We start from the raw sequence: 14875 nt of genomic DNA on the forward strand, positions 1-14875 counted from the left end.
GGAAGGGCCGTTCCGGCTTGGCTTAAGCCGTTCGGGGTCGCATACTCCCGCAACTGATATTACAGATGAATGCGTGTGATGACCGACGCCCGACCGACCCGACATCGCCCCGCCCGTTCCCTAACCGTTCCCCTGGCCGCCCTGGCGGGCCTCACCGCCGCCGGACTGCCGGGGCTGGCCCTGGCGGCGGAGGCGGCGGGCGCCCCGCATCTCGACGGGCACGACCTCAACGTCTTCTGGGTGATTCCCTTCGTCGGGATTCTGCTGTCCATCGCCCTGATGCCGCTGCTGGCGCCGTCCTTCTGGCACCATCATTTCGGCAAGGTCGCCGCGGGCTGGGCGATTGCCTTCCTGCTGCCCTTCGCGCTGACCTTCGGCGCGGGGCTCGCCACCTACGAGCTGCTGCACACGCTGCTTCTCGAATACATCCCCTTCATCGTGCTGCTGACGGCCCTGTTCACGGTGGCGGGCGGCGTGCGGATCTGCGGTACGCTGGTGGGAACGCCGCTGGCGAACACGCTGGGGCTGGGGCTGGGCACGCTGCTGGCGAGCCTGATGGGGACGACCGGCGCTTCGATGCTGCTGATCCGCCCGCTGATCCGCGCCAACGAGCACCGGCGGCACAAGGTGCACACCGTCGTCTTCTTCATCTTCCTGGTGTCGAACGTCGGCGGCTCCCTGACGCCGCTGGGCGATCCGCCGCTGTTCCTGGGCTTCCTGAAGGGGGTCAGCTTCTTCTGGCCGACCGTGCACCTGTTCTGGCCGATGGTTCTGGTGTCCGGCTGCCTGCTGGCGATCTATTTCCTGGTCGATCTCTATCTGCACACCAAAGACCCCGGTAAGCACCCGCTGATCGAGGGCGTGCATGAGCGGGAGCCGGTGCGGATCGAGGGGGCGGTGAACCTGCTCCTGCTCGTCGCCATCGTCGGCGCGGTGCTGCTCAGCGGCGTCTGGCATCCGGGGGCGGGGATAGAGATCTATCACATCCACGTGCCGCTGGAGACGATCGTCAGCAACCTGCTGCTTCTCGGAATCACGGGCCTGTCGCTGAAGCTGACCAGCGCGCACAGCCGCCGCCTGAACGCCTTCACCTGGGGGCCGATCCTGGAAGTGGCGAAGCTGTTCGCGGCGATCTTCCTGACCATCATCCCCGCCATCGCCATCCTGCGGGCGGGCACCGACGGGGCGCTGGGCGCCATCATCGCTGCGGTGAACCAGGACGGCCAGCCGGTTCCGGCGGCCTATTTCTGGGCGGCCGGCCTGCTGTCCAGCTTCCTCGACAACGCGCCGACCTATCTGATCTTCTTCAACACCGCGGGCGGCGACGCCCAGGTGCTGATGACCGACCTCGCCGTGACGCTGGCGGCCATCTCGGCGGGCGCCGTGTTCATGGGCGCCAACACCTACATCGGCAACGCGCCGAACTTCATGGTCAAGGCCATCGCGGAGGAGCGTGGCGTGGCCATGCCAAGCTTCTTCGGCTACATGCTGTGGTCCTTCGGCATTCTGGTGCCTCTGTTCGTCCTGGTGACTTGGGTGTTCTTCCTGTAGGTCTCCCTGCAAGGCGGGCGGGCCGTGCCGAAGCGCTGCCCGCCGGCATGCCCGGTCTCAATGGGACATCAGGACCGGGGTGGTGAGGTTCGACAACACTGTGCGCGTCGCCCCGCCCAGCACCATCTCGCGCAGGCGGGAATGGCCGTAGGACCCCATCACCAGCAAATCGCCGCCCAGGACGCGATGACTGTCCAGAATGATCTCCCCGACATCGCCGCCTTGAAAGATGCTGGCTTGGTGCTGGCTGCGAACACCGTGGCGCTCCAGCCAGATCATCAGGTCGCGGCCGCCGTCCAACGCATGGCCCGGCGGGTCGATGGTAACCACCGTGACCCGTTCCGCAGCCGTGAGGAAGGGCAGGGCGGCGCGCACGGCGCGCCCGGCTTCCCGGGTGTTCTTCCAGGCCACCACCACATGGCGGCCGATCTCCGTCTGGGGCGGGAAGTTGAAGGGAAGCACCAGGGTCGGGCAGGAGCTGGTCAGCGGAAGGCGGTCCGGCACCTGGAGCATCACCCGATCACCGAGGTCGTCGCCGTGGCTCTGGCTCACGATGGCGAGGTCGGCATAGCCTGCGCGGGCGGCCAGCAATTCCACATGATCCCCTTCGTCGACCGTCCAGGAGTAGGAGCAGTCCTTCAGCGCCTGCCGAACCTCCTGCTCGATCTGTTCGGCCTTCTCGAGGGCGATGGCCGTGGCCTCCGCGATGTAGGCGTAGGACGCGGCGCGGCCGGTCACCGCGGCGGGCATGGACACCGGCGTGGCGACGAACAGCACCTCGACAAAGGCGGAAAAGCGCCTGGCCAGACCGACCGCGGCCTCCAGCCGCTGGGAATGGCGGTCGTCGTTCGACATGTGCAGCAGGATCGTCTTGATCGGCATGGTCTCGCTCGCAGGTTTCGAACCGGATGACCGGCACTCAATAGGTAATGTTTGTTGAGCCAATCTGGCAACGATCCGGCTAGCGGCTGGCGAGGCCGGTGCGCCCGCCCGCGTCGTGATCGGGAGTGAGGCCGGAGATTTCCAGCAACAGCTTGCTCAGGATGGCGTCGGCGAAGGCTTCGAAGCTGACCGCGGGCACCAGGAAGGCGCCGGGCCCGCCGATCACATGCTCCTCGTAATAGCCGTCGAGGTTCGTCGGCGCCGCCCCGCCCCAGGGATTGGGCCGGTCGTTCAGGATCGGCAGGCCGTTGATGGTGATCCCGGCGGCGACCGCCTCGTCGCGCGCCCATTGCACGGGACGGCCACGGTTGTTGACCCCGTCGCCCGACACGTCGATGACCCGCCGTGTCCCTTCGAATCCGTTGTCGTTGAACAGGCGGGCGCTGAAGTCGATGGCCGCGCTGATCGAGGTCCACTGCGCGCTGAGGGTGGGCGATTCGGCGATGGAGGAGGCGAAGGCCTCGACGCTGCCGTGGTCGCTCAGCAAGGTCCAGGGCACGGTGATGCGCTGGAAGCTGTCCCCGGCCCATTCGACGTAGGTGACGGCGATGCGTCCGAAGGGACCGCCGCGGATCGCCGCTTGTATCTTCGGGTCGGTGAGGGCGGCGACGTAGCCCTCGCGCTGGAGACGCCCTTCCTCCGCGTCCACGCTGCCGGATACGTCCACGGCCAGCACCAGTTCCAGATCGACCGGCGTGTCGGCCAGAGCCGGCGCTCCCGTTCCGCCGGCCACGAGAATCGCAACGGCCACCCCCGCCAGACGCCACGCACCGTCCATGCCGTGCCTCCCCCCGCGGATGTTTTCGCCCATACCCCTCAAGAAAAGAGATCGCTGCGCGGCCACGACAAGGGGCCGTGTTCACGAGACGTTGACGGACGGGCGTCGCCGCTCCACCTCTCCACCCCATGCCGATCGATTTTCCGCCCGAATTTCCGCCAGCGTTTCCCGCCCGCCCGCTGTTTCTGGGCAGCGAGATCTACCGGGGCTCCAGCTATGGCGCGAAGCACCCGCTGGCCATCCCGCGGGTGTCCACCGCCATCGACCTCAGCCGCGCCATGGGCTGGCTGCACGACGCGGTCTACCGCGACAGCCCGCTGGCGACGCCGGAGGAACTGGCCCGCTTCCACGCCCTGGACTACATCGCCGCTTTGCACCGCGCCGAGGCGGACCAGCGGGTCGATGCCGAAACGGGGGAGCGCTACAACCTCGGCCGGCTGGAAAATCCCGTCTTTCCGGAGATGTACCGCCGCCCCGCCATCAGCACCGGTGCCGCCATCCTGGCCGGGCGCCTGCTGGCGGAGGTGCCCACCGGCATTGTCTACAGCCCGGCCAGCGGCACCCACCACGCCCGTCCGGGGCGGGCCAGCGGCTTCTGCTACCTCAACGCACCGGTGCTTGGCATCCTGGCTCTGCTCGATGCCGGAATCGAACGGGTGCTCTACGTGGATCTCGACGCGCACCACGGCGACGGGGTGGAGGACGCCTTCGCCGACGATGACCGCGTGCTGACCCTGTCGGTCCACGAGGACGGGCGCTGGCCCTTCACCGGCAAGGCGGAGGATCGCCCCGGCGCCATGGCCGTCAATCTGCCGGTCCCGCCGGCGTTCAACGACACGGAGATGGACTACCTTCTGGAGGCGGTGATTCTTCCGTTGGGCCAAGCGTTCCGCCCCCAGGCGCTGGTCATCCAGACCGGGTCCGACGCGCTGGCCGAAGACCCGCTGAGCCGGCTGGAACTATCGAACGGCGCGCTGTGGCGGGCGGTGCGCGCCCTGATGGGGCTGGCGCCGCGTCTGATGGTGGTCGGGGGCGGGGGCTACAATCCCTGGTCCGTCGGGCGCTGCTGGGCGGGAATCTGGGCGGTGCTGAACGGTATCGACCCGGCGGTGCCGCCGACGCCCGAGGCGGAGGGCGTTCTGCGGTCGCTGTCCTGGTCGCGCGCCGCCGGGCGCAACCCGCCGGAGCACTGGTTCACCACCCTTGCCGACGCGCCGCGTCCCGGCCCGCTGCGCGACGAGGTGCGTCGTGTTGCCGCTGCGGCAAACGCGAAGATGGTCCAGACCGGATAATCTTTGGAAAGTTTTTCATTCGCATATGTCACGCAGTTGACGTATTGGGCCGAATCGGCCAGCCTGATTCACGCGACTCGCGCTGTCCGCAGGCCGATCCGACCGGCCACGTCATGCTGGGGACCGGGAGCTGGAGAAGGAGAGGGGGCAGGCCGCCGATGTCGAACACCACCTTGCTCCTGCTGACCATCGCCGCGATGATGCTGGCCGCCGTTCCGGTCGCCATGATGCTGAAGCGCTTCCTGCCCGATTTTCTTCATCGCTCCGCGGGCATCGACCAGCTCGAGAATCGCATCTACGTCCTGCATTCGGAGATCCACGAGCTTCAGGACCGGGTGAACGGCAAGGTGCAGCGGCGCAACCAAGTGTCCGCCGAGATGCATCGCGCCGAAACCGAGAACCGCAAGATGGAGCGGGCGATTGCTGAAATCGCCCTTCAGCCCCCCGTGTTCGTGCATGAAGTGGGCGATCCCCAGGCCGGGCTGTCGAAGTTCCTGGTGAATGTCGCCCAGGAGAAGGCCTCTTCCGGTGGCGACAAGTCGCAAGTGAACCCGATCTGGCGCTGTGCCAACGTGGCGGAGGTCTGGGCATCCGGGGCGGAGGAGGCCAAGCAGCTTGTCGAGGTGGCGTTCCCCTTCAAGATGGGCTTCACCAAGAATTTCCAGAGGACCCAGGGCCGCCCCAACCCCGTCCGGATCAAGGCGCCCGCCTCATGATGATCAACTTTCTCATTATTCTTGGCATCATCGCCATCGGGGCGTGGCTGGGCAACGTGCTGCTGGCGGTCGATTCACAGGTCGCACAGAGCCGCAGCCGGATGCGGGCTGCCAAGGACACGATCGGCAAGCTGGAAGCGACGATCCGCAGGCTCCAGCACGAGGACGAGCACATCGTCAAGGAGATCGAGGAGTGCGTGGCCGGCACGGTCGAGGCGCGGCGCAAGCAGTCGGAGATCCAACGGCGTCTGTCCGAAGCGCAAACCAAGCAGAGGCCCCAGCTCCTGATCCTGACCGACCGCCGCAATCCGAACGACAAGGAATGGCTGGTGACGGTCGTCAACACGCAAATCGGCGAGATTGACGCGCTGCATCCGCTTGCCGTCGAGTGGGCGCGCGGGCGCGACTATCTCGTCTGGGCCGAGAGCGACCGGGAAGCCGGGGAACGGGCCCTCCGCCGCTTCAGCGCCCGCCCCGGCTACCAGATCAAGCAGGTCAAGCCGTTGACCAAGGACATCTACACCACCGCCACCGACCGGACGGCGGCGTAACGCCGCCGAAGAGGCCGCTGGACAGCCGCACATCACGGCGGCATCGTCCAAGCTCTGAACGTCAAGGAATGGGTTGGTCGCGATGATCGGACGGGCGGTGCGTGGTCTCTTGGGTGGACTTGTGATGGGGGCCGCGATCCTGCTGTCGGCCCTGCCGGCGGCGGCGTTGGAGAGCTTCGCGCGCTCCTCCCTGACCGTCGAGACGGCGGGCGGCGGAAAGTACCGCTTCGACGTGGAGTTGGCGGAAACCCCGGCACAGCAGGCGCAGGGGTTGATGTTCCGCGAGAAGATGGCCGCCGACGCCGGCATGCTGTTCACCTACGACCGTCCCCAGCCCGCCAGCTTCTGGATGAAGAACACGCTGATCCCGCTCGACATGATCTTCGTCGGGGCGGACGGCCGCATCGTGAACATCCACGCCAACGCCGTTCCGCAGTCGCTGGACGCGGTGAACTCCGCCGGTCCGGTGAAAGGCATCCTGGAGATCAACGGCGGCATGAGCGCCCGTCTGGGCATCCGTCCGGGCGACCGCGTGGTGCATTCGGCCTTCGGCACCGCGAAGTGACGGCGCCGCGGCGCTAACGGGCCTCATCGGGCAACCCGAAGGCGGCCAGGACGAGCCGGGCTTCCTCCTCCGGGGGCATGGCGCCACCGCTCACCACGATGCAGGCGCGCGGGTGCAGCCACGCCCGCAAGGCGCGCCGTACCCCGCCGTCGGACGGCGGCTGGTCCTCCAGCACCGCCGCGGGCGTGCCCTGCCGCGCCAGCCGGACGGCGCCAAGGGCGACGAGCCCGGCGTCCCCTCCCACCCCGATGAGCCCGGCCGGTCGCCGCTCCGCAACGATCCGCGCGAGAGCGAGGACGGAAGTGGCGGTGTGGCGCTTGGCAAGGTCGATCTGGCCGATGCCGGGGTGCAGCGCCGCCCGCAACGCTCCTCCCCCCATCGGGGCCATGACGTCGAGCCCATACCCCCGCCGCCGCAGGGCATCGCTCAGAGCCACGGCGGCACGTCCGGCCGGGGTGTCGTCCAGCCCGGACACAAAGACGGCGAGACGGGGCGGGGACGGAGAGGGGGTGTTCACGGAAGGGGTGGCCGACGCGGTCGAAAGGGGCGGCATCATACGGAAGGTCCACCCTGTGGGATAGATGCGGCAGCGTCTTGCCGTCCGCGCAGGGTTCGTGTATTCCACTGCGCGACGTCGGGGCGTAGCGCAGTCTGGTCAGCGCGCCAGTTTTGGGTACTGGAGGCCCCCGGTTCGAATCCGGGCGCCCCGACCAACGAAATTCGAACGATGCACCACGCACGTATCAGAGGAGATGCCGCGTCATGAAGGTCCGGATCTACCAGCCGAGCAAAGCGGCCACTCAGTCCGGGCGTGCCAAGACGCATCGTTGGTTGCTCGAGTACGAGATCGAAACCCCGCGCCGTCCGGAGCCGCTGATGGGCTGGATCAGCTCCGGCGACACGCTGAACCAGGTGCGCATCGGTTTCGAGACGTCGGAGGAGGCGGTCGCCTTCGCCCAGCGCAAGGGTTGGGACTACACGGTCCAGGATGCGCCGGTGCGCCGCGTTCGTCCGCGCAACTACGCCGACAACTTCCGTATGGACCGTCCGCGCTTCTGACCCGGACCGGGGCCCCATAGCTCAGTTGGATAGAGCAATCGCCTTCTAAGCGATAGGTCGCAGGTTCGAATCCTGCTGGGGTCGCCACCTCCCTTTAAAACGCCACATCGTCCCGATCAATGCGCGCCGTCTGCGGATGCCCGCCAGCGGATAGGCTTCTGATTCCCAATCGGTCAACACAGTTATCCCCATATCCGTTTTGTCGTAGGCAAAGGAATCGCGAAGCCTTTGGTTGCGGTGCAGCGCTGACGATTTGCAGTGTATCCAATGGTTTCGCTTCGCGATGACCATGCCCAATTTGGGGGCATGACGGCAAGATGTCATCACCCCAACAGGCTTGAGGACTCATCCACAAAGTTATCCACAGGAAATGGGGATAACCCGAAAGCGCCTGCATGAGGAGGGGCTAAGGCGTTCTCATGCGCCACCGCCATAACCATCTACCGCAAGGAACGGCCCCCGTGCTGGTGACGTTTCACGGGGCGCTTGATCAATCCCGCGCCGTTCGGCGTCAGTACGAGGTGATGTCTTGGTGGGTTGGGTCGTCAGAACGCTTTTGCTGTGCTTCGTGGTCGGGTTGGTTTTGTCCTTCCTGGACATCAATCCGACCAGCATCCTGACCAACAGCTGGGCCACCATCCAGGACATCGCCCGGCTCGCTGCGGACATGTTCCATTGGGCGCTGCCCTATATTCTGATCGGAGCGGTGATCGTCGTCCCGCTGTCCGTCATCGGAGCGCTCATGCGCTGGACCCGCACGCGGCATCGCCCGTAACGCAATCCCGATCTCCGCCACCCGCAGAAGAAAAAACCGGAGATCCAATGGATCTCCGGTTAAGTGAATACAGGGAGGGTTAGAGACAAGGACTGTTTAACTGTTCGGGCGACCCGCTTCGTTGATCTGCATCAATCTGCGATAATTTTATCGATCCGCTGCAACCGGACCGGCTTTGACTTTGGACAAAAAAATAGCCGGGGGTTCCATTGGAACCCCCGGCATAGGCGAATACAGGGAGGGTTAGAGACAAGAGCTTTCTACCTCTTCCCGCCTCGAGCTACGTTGACATAGATCAAACACTTTTCGCATTGCAGCGAAGGTTTAGCGTCTTACTTATGCGTGTGTCCGTAGAGAACCGACGGATCGGTTTCAACGTCCTGAATGATGGCGAGCTTCCCGTCACGCAGTGCGCGGTAGAAGCAGCTGCGCCGTCCGGTGTGGCAGGCCACGCCGTCCTGTTCCACGATCACCAGCAGGGTGTCGCCGTCGCAATCGACGCGGAAATCCTTCAGCCGCTGCATCTGGCCGGACGTCTCGCCCTTGCGCCACAGCCCCTTGCGGGACCGCGACCAGTAGCAGACGCGGCCTGTGCGCAGCGTTTCCAGCACGGCCTCGCGGTTCATCCAGGCCATCATCAGGATCTCGCCGGTTCCTTCCGCCTGGGCGATGGCCGGGACCAGCCCTTCGGCGTTGAAGGCGATGGCGGCGATCACGTCCTCAAATGAAGGCTCGATTGGGCCCCCGGGCGCGGTGGCGTCCGTCATTGTGTCCCATCCTTGTGTTGGTGCCGCGTGTCCGGACCCGCCCGTTACAGGGCAGCCCTCAAGCGGGTGAAGGCGCCATCGAGGTCCCGGATGAGATCGTCCACGTCCTCCAGCCCCGCGTGCAGGCGCAGCATGGTGCCGGGTTCGGTCCAGCGGGTCGCCGTGCGGACGGCGGCAGGGCGCGCCGGCAGGATCAGGCTTTCGAACCCTCCCCAGCTGTAACCCAGCCCGAACAGCTCCAGTGAGTTCAGCATCGCCGACAGCGCCTGCTTCGGCACCGCGTTCATGACGATGGAGAACAGGCCGGAGGAGCGTCCGATGTCACGCTTCCACAGTTCATGGCCAGGGCAGTCCGGAAAGGCCGGGTGCAGGATGCGCGTGACCTCGGGCTGCTTCGACAGCCAGCCGGCCAGGGCGAGCGCGCTTTCCTCGTGCTGCTTCAGGCGGACGGACAGGGTGCGCAGGCCGCGCAGCCCCAGATAGATGTCGTCCGGCCCGGCGCAGGTGCCGGTCCGGGTGGCGGCCTTCTTCACCGCCAGCCACTTCGCCTCGTCGGCGCAGGAGATCACGCCCAGCATCGCGTCGGCGTGGCCGACGATGTATTTGGTGGCCGAATGGATCGACACGTCCACCCCGTGCCGCAGCGGCTGGAAGAAGAGGGGGGTGGCCCAGGTGTTGTCGATCATCACCGTGGCGCCCACCGTCTTGGCCGCCGCGGCGATGGCCGGGACGTCCTGCACCTCGAAGGTCAGGGAGCCGGGCGATTCGAGGAAGACGACGCTGGTGTTCGGCTTCAGCAGGGCGGTGATTCCGGCGCCGATGGTGGGGTCGAAATACTCGACCTCCACGCCGTAGGGGATCAGCGTGTCGTTGGCGAATCGGCGGGTCGGACCGTAGGCGCTGTCGGTGATCAGCACATGGTCGCCCGTCTTGGTGAAGGCGAAGAACGCCGTGGCGATGGCGTTGAGGCCCGAGCCTGTGTTGACCGTACGATAGGCGCCCTCAAGTTCCGCCACCGCCTGCTCGAAGGCCAGCGTGGTCGGAGTCCCGATGCGCCCATAGTTGATGCTGTCGAAGGGGGTGCGGTCGCCCGCTTCCAGATCCTCCAGCGTCGGGAACAGCACCGTCGAGCAATGGTAGACCGGCGGATTCACGATTCCGTGATTCTCGCGCGGGCTGCGCCCGGCGTGTCCGAGGATCGTATCTTTTCGTGCGTCTTTCATGGGACTTCCCGCAACAACAGTGATGGCGGCCGTATCCCGACATTCCAAGATGGACCCGGCCGCCAAAGATTCTTTTCCCTAAGCCTCTGTAAGGGATAACCAAGCCAAATGCACGGCTTAAGGATGATTCGACAAGCCCGATGCTGTTGGTGCACTCTTGTCACACGCGCGTGTCCGCCATGCGGAGCGCGCATTGCATGAACCTAAGCGTAAAAACGCAAGAACAGGGTGGAGCTTAATATGAAATCGGGAATCCTCGCCGCTGCTGCCGCGGCCGTGGTGTTCGGTGCCGTCACCGGCGCCCAGGCTGGTCCGACGCTGGACGCCGTCAAGGGCCGCGGCTTCGTTCAGTGCGGCGTGAACGCCGGCCTTCCGGGCTTCGGCAACCCCGACAGCTCGGGCAACTGGACCGGTCTCGATGTCGATTACTGCCGCGCGGTCGCGGTTGCGCTGTTCAACGACCCGAACAAGGTCAAATTCACCCCGCTGTCCGCCCAGCAGCGCTTCCCCGCCATCCAGTCGGGCGAGGTCGATCTGCTGTCGCGCAACACCACCGTCACGCTGACCCGTGACACCTCGGTCGGCCTGAACTTCGCCCCGGTCACCTATTATGACGGCCAGGGCTTCATGGTGAACAAGAAGCTCGGCGTGAAGAGCGCCAAGGAGCTGAACGGCGCCACCGTCTGCGTCCAGGCCGGCACCACGACCGAACTGAACCTGGCGGACTATTTCCGCACCAACAACATGTCCTACAACCCCGTCGTCATCGAGTCGAACGACGAGGTGAACGCCGCCTACTTCGCCGGCCGCTGCGACGTGCTGACGACCGACGCCTCCGGCCTGGCCGGCACCCGCGCCGGCGTGGCCCCGGTTCCGGACGACCATATCATCCTTCCGGAGATCATCTCCAAAGAGCCGCTGGCCCCTGCCGTCCGCCACGGTGACGACCAGTGGTTCGATGTGGTGAAGTGGACCGTCTACGCGACCATCCAGGCCGAAGAGATGGGCATCACGTCCAAGAACGTCGACGAGTTCGTGAACAGCAAGAACCCGGAGATCCAGCGCATCCTCGGCACCTCGCCGGGCATGGGCAAGGCGCTGGGGCTGGACGAGAAGTGGGCCTACAACGTGATCAAGACCATGGGCAACTATGGTGAGATCTTCGAGCGCAACGTCGGCACGAAGACCCCGCTGAAGCTGGAGCGCGGTCTGAACGCGCTGTGGACCAACGGCGGTCTGCAGTACGCGATGCCGATCCGCTAAGGACGGAAAGGGGGACCGCGGACCACAGGGAGGCCCGCGGTCCTTCCTTTTTTGACGACGGGCAGGGCGGTTTCAGGGCGACAAGAATCAAGGCCCGTGCCGCAGGCTCGTTTGGGAGACGATATACGTGGCGCAAGATGCGGCGGACGTTCGGGAGGCGGCCGGCGCGCTTACGCCATGCTGGTGAGGGGAGAGAACCGTGGCCAGCGAGACCCGGGACACCGCGCGCCCAAGCGCGCCTGGCGGTGTTTCATTTTCCCTCAGCGACCCGACGGTCCGTGCCGTGTTCTACCAGGTTCTGGTGGTCGGCATCGTCATCGCGGTCGGCTGGTTCCTTATCCACAACACGCTCGACAACCTGTCGAAGCGGTCCATCGCGACGGGATTCGGATTCCTGGACCGCGAGGCCTCCTTCGGCATCGGTGAGAGCCTGATCGACTACCACCCGCGGGACAGCTACGGCCGGGCCTTCCTGGTCGGCGTGCTGAACACGCTGAAGGTGTCGATCATCGGCGTCGTCCTGGCGACCGTGCTGGGCACGCTGATCGGCGTCGCCCGCCTGTCGAGCAATTGGCTGATCGCCAAGCTGGCCTCCACCTATGTGGAGATCGTCCGCAACATTCCGCCGCTGCTCCAGCTCTTCTTCTGGTACGCGCTGGTTTCGGAAAGCATGCCGCCGGTGCGGCAGGCGCTGAACCCGATTCCCGGCGTGTTCCTGTCGCAGCGCGGCCTGTTCGTGCCGGTGCCCTCCGCCGACCCCGTATGGGGCACGATGGGCTTCGCGCTCGCCATCGCGGTGATCGGCGTGATCTTCCTGCGGCGTTGGGCCAAGGCCCGTCAGGAGCGGACGGGCCAGCCCTTCCCGATCGGAACGGCGAGCCTCGGTCTGCTGATCGGCCTGCCGCTGATCGCCTACATCGCCGGCGGCGCGCCGACGGCGCTGGACGTGCCGAAGCTGCAGGGCTTCAACTTCGTCGGCGGCGTGGTCCTCACCCCGGAATTCTTCGCGATCCTGGTCGGGCTGGTCGTCTACACCGCCGCCTTCATCGCCGAGGTGGTGCGCAGCGGCATCCTGGCGGTCAACTGGGGCCAGACGGAAGCCGCAAGGGCGCTCGGCATCGACAGCGGCAAGACGCTGCGGCTCGTCGTCCTGCCGCAGGCGCTGCGGGTGATCGTGCCGCCGCTGACCAGCCAGTATCTGAACCTGACCAAGAACAGCTCCCTGGCGCTCGCCATCGGCTACCCGGATCTGGTGTCGATCGCCAACACGACGCTGAACCAGACCGGTCAGGCGATCGAGGGCGTGGCGATGATCATGGGCACCTATCTGGTCATCAGCCTGGGCATCTCGATCTTCATGAACTGGTACAACAAGCGCATCGCGCTGGTGGAGCGCTGACGGCCATGACAGACAACGTCCATACCGGCAACGTCCATACCGGAAGCATTCCCGACGAGCGTCCGCCGTCCAACACCGTCGGCCCCGTGGCGTGGCTGCGCAACAATCTGTTCAACACCTGGTACAACGCGCTCCTGACGATCCTGATCGCCTGGCTGCTGTTCAAGGCGATCCCGCCGCTTCTCGACTGGCTGATCTTCAGCGCCAACAGCTTCGGCACGCCGCCCCAGGTGTGCCGGCAGGAGGGTGGCGCCTGCTGGACCTTCGTCAGCGAGAAGCTGCGCTTCGTCATGTTCGGCACCTTCCCGTACGACGAGCAGTGGCGACCGCTGATCACCATCGTGATCATCATCGCGCTGGTGCTGGCGAGCTGCGACCGCCGCTTCTGGAAGCCCTGGCTGGGCCTCCTGTGGATCGCCGGCCTGACGGCGGTGGGCGTGCTGATGTGGGGCGGCGTCCTGGGCCTGACCTATGTCGAGAACACGCTGTGGGGCGGCCTGCCGCTGACCCTGATGCTGTCGGTGGTCGGCCTGTCCGTGGCCTTCCCGGCGTCGGTCCTGCTGGCGCTCGGCCGGCGGTCGCAGCTTCCGGCCATCCGCGTGATCTCGGTGACCTACATCGAGCTGATCCGCGGCGTGCCGCTGATCAGCCTGCTGTTCATGGCGTCGGTGATGTTCCCGCTGTTCCTGCCGACCGGCGTGAACTTCGACAAGCTGCTGCGCGCCCAGATCGCCTTCATCATGTTCGCCGCCGCCTACATGGCGGAAGCGATCCGCGGCGGCCTTCAGGCTATCCCGAAGGGCCAGTACGAGGCGGCGGACGCGCTGGGCCTGAACTACTGGCAGGCGATGGGCAAGATCATCCTGCCGCAGGCGCTCGCCATCTCCATCCCGCCGCTGGTGAACACCTTCATCAGCTTCTTCAAGGACACGTCGCTGGTCATCATCATCGGCCTCTACGATCTGCTGGGCACGGCCAAGGCGGCGCTCTCCGACCCGGCCTGGCGCGGCTTCTACCGCGAGGCCTACCTGTTCATCGGCGTGATCTACTGGGTGTTCTGCTACTCGATGTCCAAATACAGCCAAAAGCTCGAACGCGACCTGCGTCGCGGTCACCGTCGCTGAGGGAAGGGGAAAAGAGATGACCATGGCCCAAACAGCCGGCGCCGCGCGCAGCTTCCCCCAGGGGGAACCGATCATCCAGTGCCAGGGCGTGCACAAGTGGTACGGCGAGTTCCACGTCCTGAAGAACATCGACCTGTCGGTCGCCAAGGGCGAGCGGATCGTGATCTGCGGCCCCTCGGGTTCCGGCAAGTCGACCATGATCCGCTGCCTGAACCGGCTTGAGGAGCACCAGAAGGGCTCCATCGTCGTCGACGGCATCGAGCTGACCGGCAACCTGAAGAACATCGAGCTGGTCCGCCGCGAAGTCGGCATGGTGTTCCAGCACTTCAACCTGTTCCCGCACCTGACCGTGCTGGAGAATTGCACGCTCGCCCCCATCTGGGTCCGCAAGAAGCCGAAGGCCGAGGCGGAGGAGATGGCGATGCGCTACCTGAAGCGGGTGCGCATCGCCGAGCAGGCGCACAAGTATCCCGGCCAGCTTTCCGGCGGCCAGCAGCAGCGCGTGGCGATCGCCCGCTCGCTGTGCATGAGCCCGAAGGTCATGCTGTTCGACGAGCCGACCTCCGCCCTCGATCCCGAAATGGTCAAGGAGGTGCTGGACGTCATGATCGGTCTGGCCGAGGACGGCATGACCATGCTCTGCGTCACGCACGAGATGGGCTTCGCCAAGTCGGTCGCCGACCGCGTCATCTTCATGGACCGCGGCGAGATCGTCGAGCAGAACACGCCCAATGAGTTCTTCAACCACCCGCAGTCGGACCGGACGAAGCTGTTCCTCAGCCAGATCCTGAACCACTGATGCTCATAACCGCGCCGGAACGGCTTGTTCCGGCGCGGTAAACCAGCGCAACCCGCAAGGAACGCTGGCGG

At 65.8% G+C, this 14875-nt stretch carries 16 protein-coding genes and 2 tRNA genes; 13 read left to right on the forward strand and 5 right to left on the reverse strand.

What is annotated here, in order from left to right:
- The first annotated feature begins 78 nt into the window (after positions 1-78).
- On the forward strand, positions 79-1551 hold the full coding sequence (locus ACFPMG_RS06350) for a sodium:proton antiporter (RefSeq protein ID WP_376994366.1): 1473 nt from the start codon (positions 79-81) through the stop codon (positions 1549-1551).
- Positions 1552-1608: 57 nt separating this feature from the next.
- Here the strand turns inward: ACFPMG_RS06350 and ACFPMG_RS06355 are convergent, their stop codons facing one another.
- Positions 1609-2433, reverse strand: coding sequence for a universal stress protein (locus tag ACFPMG_RS06355; RefSeq protein ID WP_376994367.1), 825 nt, complete (start codon positions 2431-2433; stop codon positions 1609-1611).
- Positions 2434-2512: 79 nt separating this feature from the next.
- Positions 2513-3271 carry a DUF1194 domain-containing protein gene (locus ACFPMG_RS06360; protein WP_376994368.1) on the reverse strand — a complete coding sequence of 253 codons (759 nt, stop codon included), beginning with the start codon at positions 3269-3271 and terminating at the stop codon, positions 2513-2515.
- A 128-nt stretch (positions 3272-3399) separates the two neighbouring features.
- Between ACFPMG_RS06360 and ACFPMG_RS06365 the strand changes: the two genes are divergently transcribed.
- The 4 genes from ACFPMG_RS06365 (at position 3400) to ACFPMG_RS06380 (ending at position 6395) form a co-directional block, all read left to right on the forward strand.
- The gene (locus ACFPMG_RS06365; RefSeq protein ID WP_376994369.1) at positions 3400-4563 is read left to right on the forward strand and encodes an acetoin utilization protein AcuC; all 1164 of its coding nucleotides are present in this window, start codon (positions 3400-3402) and stop codon (positions 4561-4563) included.
- Between the two features lie 158 nt (positions 4564-4721).
- Positions 4722-5279 (forward strand): hypothetical protein, encoded by a 558-nt coding sequence (locus ACFPMG_RS06370; RefSeq protein ID WP_376994370.1) that lies wholly within the window; start codon positions 4722-4724, stop codon positions 5277-5279.
- Positions 5276-5830: a hypothetical protein gene (locus ACFPMG_RS06375; RefSeq protein ID WP_376994371.1), complete on the forward strand. Its 555-nt coding sequence runs from the start codon at positions 5276-5278 to the stop codon at positions 5828-5830. The genes ACFPMG_RS06370 and ACFPMG_RS06375 overlap by 4 nt, the downstream gene beginning before the upstream one ends.
- A 124-nt stretch (positions 5831-5954) precedes the next feature.
- Positions 5955-6395, forward strand: a complete 441-nt coding sequence (locus ACFPMG_RS06380; protein WP_376994372.1) for a DUF192 domain-containing protein — start codon at positions 5955-5957, stop codon at positions 6393-6395.
- Positions 6396-6408: 13 nt separating this feature from the next.
- On the opposite strand, the gene ACFPMG_RS06385 is transcribed toward ACFPMG_RS06380, so the two are convergent.
- Positions 6409-6831, reverse strand: coding sequence for a hypothetical protein (locus tag ACFPMG_RS06385; protein WP_376994373.1), 423 nt, complete (start codon positions 6829-6831; stop codon positions 6409-6411).
- 199 nt (positions 6832-7030) lie between these two features.
- Between ACFPMG_RS06385 and ACFPMG_RS06390 the strand changes: the two genes are divergently transcribed.
- From ACFPMG_RS06390 to ACFPMG_RS06405, 4 genes are all read left to right on the forward strand, one after another.
- Positions 7031-7108, forward strand: a tRNA-Pro gene (locus tag ACFPMG_RS06390).
- A gap of 49 nt (positions 7109-7157) precedes the next feature.
- A complete protein-coding gene (locus tag ACFPMG_RS06395; RefSeq protein WP_014240426.1) occupies positions 7158-7454 on the forward strand; it encodes an ETC complex I subunit in 297 nt (98 codons plus the stop codon).
- A 10-nt stretch (positions 7455-7464) separates the two neighbouring features.
- Positions 7465-7541 (forward strand) — tRNA-Arg (locus ACFPMG_RS06400).
- A 445-nt stretch (positions 7542-7986) separates the two neighbouring features.
- Positions 7987-8229: a DUF6460 domain-containing protein gene (locus ACFPMG_RS06405; RefSeq protein ID WP_376994374.1), complete on the forward strand. Its 243-nt coding sequence runs from the start codon at positions 7987-7989 to the stop codon at positions 8227-8229.
- 332 nt (positions 8230-8561) lie between these two features.
- Here ACFPMG_RS06405 and hisI read toward each other — a convergent pair whose 3' ends face one another.
- Both hisI and metC read right to left on the reverse strand, forming a co-directional pair.
- Positions 8562-8996, reverse strand: a complete 435-nt coding sequence (gene hisI / locus ACFPMG_RS06410; protein ID WP_376994375.1) for a phosphoribosyl-AMP cyclohydrolase — start codon at positions 8994-8996, stop codon at positions 8562-8564.
- A 44-nt stretch (positions 8997-9040) separates the two neighbouring features.
- Complete coding sequence (metC, locus tag ACFPMG_RS06415) at positions 9041-10219, reverse strand: cystathionine beta-lyase (RefSeq protein WP_376994376.1); 1179 nt, start codon at positions 10217-10219, stop codon at positions 9041-9043.
- Between the two features lie 240 nt (positions 10220-10459).
- Between metC and ACFPMG_RS06420 the strand changes: the two genes are divergently transcribed.
- The 4 genes from ACFPMG_RS06420 (at position 10460) to ACFPMG_RS06435 (ending at position 14804) form a co-directional block, all read left to right on the forward strand.
- Positions 10460-11482 carry an amino acid ABC transporter substrate-binding protein gene (locus ACFPMG_RS06420; RefSeq protein ID WP_349619900.1) on the forward strand — a complete coding sequence of 341 codons (1023 nt, stop codon included), beginning with the start codon at positions 10460-10462 and terminating at the stop codon, positions 11480-11482.
- 199 nt (positions 11483-11681) lie between these two features.
- Positions 11682-12881 (forward strand): amino acid ABC transporter permease, encoded by a 1200-nt coding sequence (locus ACFPMG_RS06425; RefSeq protein ID WP_035673803.1) that lies wholly within the window; start codon positions 11682-11684, stop codon positions 12879-12881.
- A 5-nt stretch (positions 12882-12886) separates the two neighbouring features.
- Positions 12887-14005, forward strand: a complete 1119-nt coding sequence (locus ACFPMG_RS06430) for an amino acid ABC transporter permease (RefSeq protein ID WP_376994377.1) — start codon at positions 12887-12889, stop codon at positions 14003-14005.
- Between the two features lie 22 nt (positions 14006-14027).
- Complete coding sequence (locus ACFPMG_RS06435; RefSeq protein ID WP_376994378.1) at positions 14028-14804, forward strand: amino acid ABC transporter ATP-binding protein; 777 nt, start codon at positions 14028-14030, stop codon at positions 14802-14804.
- Positions 14805-14875 lie beyond the last annotated feature (71 nt).

The organism is Azospirillum himalayense, assembly GCF_042657465.1.
GTDB classification, from domain to species: Bacteria; Pseudomonadota; Alphaproteobacteria; order Azospirillales; family Azospirillaceae; genus Azospirillum; species Azospirillum himalayense.

Excerpts from the sequence above, each read along its gene's own strand:
- metC (WP_376994376.1), bottom strand. The coding sequence starts at position 10,219 with ATGAAAGACGCACGAAAAGATACGATCCTCGGACACGCCGGGCGCAGC.
- ACFPMG_RS06350 (WP_376994366.1), top strand. The coding sequence starts at position 79 with ATGACCGACGCCCGACCGACCCGACATCGCCCCGCCCGTTCCCTAACC.
- ACFPMG_RS06370 (WP_376994370.1), top strand. The coding sequence starts at position 4,722 with ATGTCGAACACCACCTTGCTCCTGCTGACCATCGCCGCGATGATGCTG.
- ACFPMG_RS06435 (WP_376994378.1), top strand. The coding sequence starts at position 14,028 with ATGGCCCAAACAGCCGGCGCCGCGCGCAGCTTCCCCCAGGGGGAACCG.
- ACFPMG_RS06375 (WP_376994371.1), top strand. The coding sequence starts at position 5,276 with ATGATGATCAACTTTCTCATTATTCTTGGCATCATCGCCATCGGGGCG.
- ACFPMG_RS06420 (WP_349619900.1), top strand. The coding sequence starts at position 10,460 with ATGAAATCGGGAATCCTCGCCGCTGCTGCCGCGGCCGTGGTGTTCGGT.
- ACFPMG_RS06395 (WP_014240426.1), top strand. The coding sequence starts at position 7,158 with ATGAAGGTCCGGATCTACCAGCCGAGCAAAGCGGCCACTCAGTCCGGG.
- ACFPMG_RS06355 (WP_376994367.1), bottom strand. The coding sequence starts at position 2,433 with ATGCCGATCAAGACGATCCTGCTGCACATGTCGAACGACGACCGCCAT.
- ACFPMG_RS06380 (WP_376994372.1), top strand. The coding sequence starts at position 5,955 with ATGGGGGCCGCGATCCTGCTGTCGGCCCTGCCGGCGGCGGCGTTGGAG.
- ACFPMG_RS06430 (WP_376994377.1), top strand. The coding sequence starts at position 12,887 with ATGACAGACAACGTCCATACCGGCAACGTCCATACCGGAAGCATTCCC.
- ACFPMG_RS06365 (WP_376994369.1), top strand. The coding sequence starts at position 3,400 with ATGCCGATCGATTTTCCGCCCGAATTTCCGCCAGCGTTTCCCGCCCGC.
- ACFPMG_RS06360 (WP_376994368.1), bottom strand. The coding sequence starts at position 3,271 with ATGGACGGTGCGTGGCGTCTGGCGGGGGTGGCCGTTGCGATTCTCGTG.
- hisI (WP_376994375.1), bottom strand. The coding sequence starts at position 8,996 with ATGACGGACGCCACCGCGCCCGGGGGCCCAATCGAGCCTTCATTTGAG.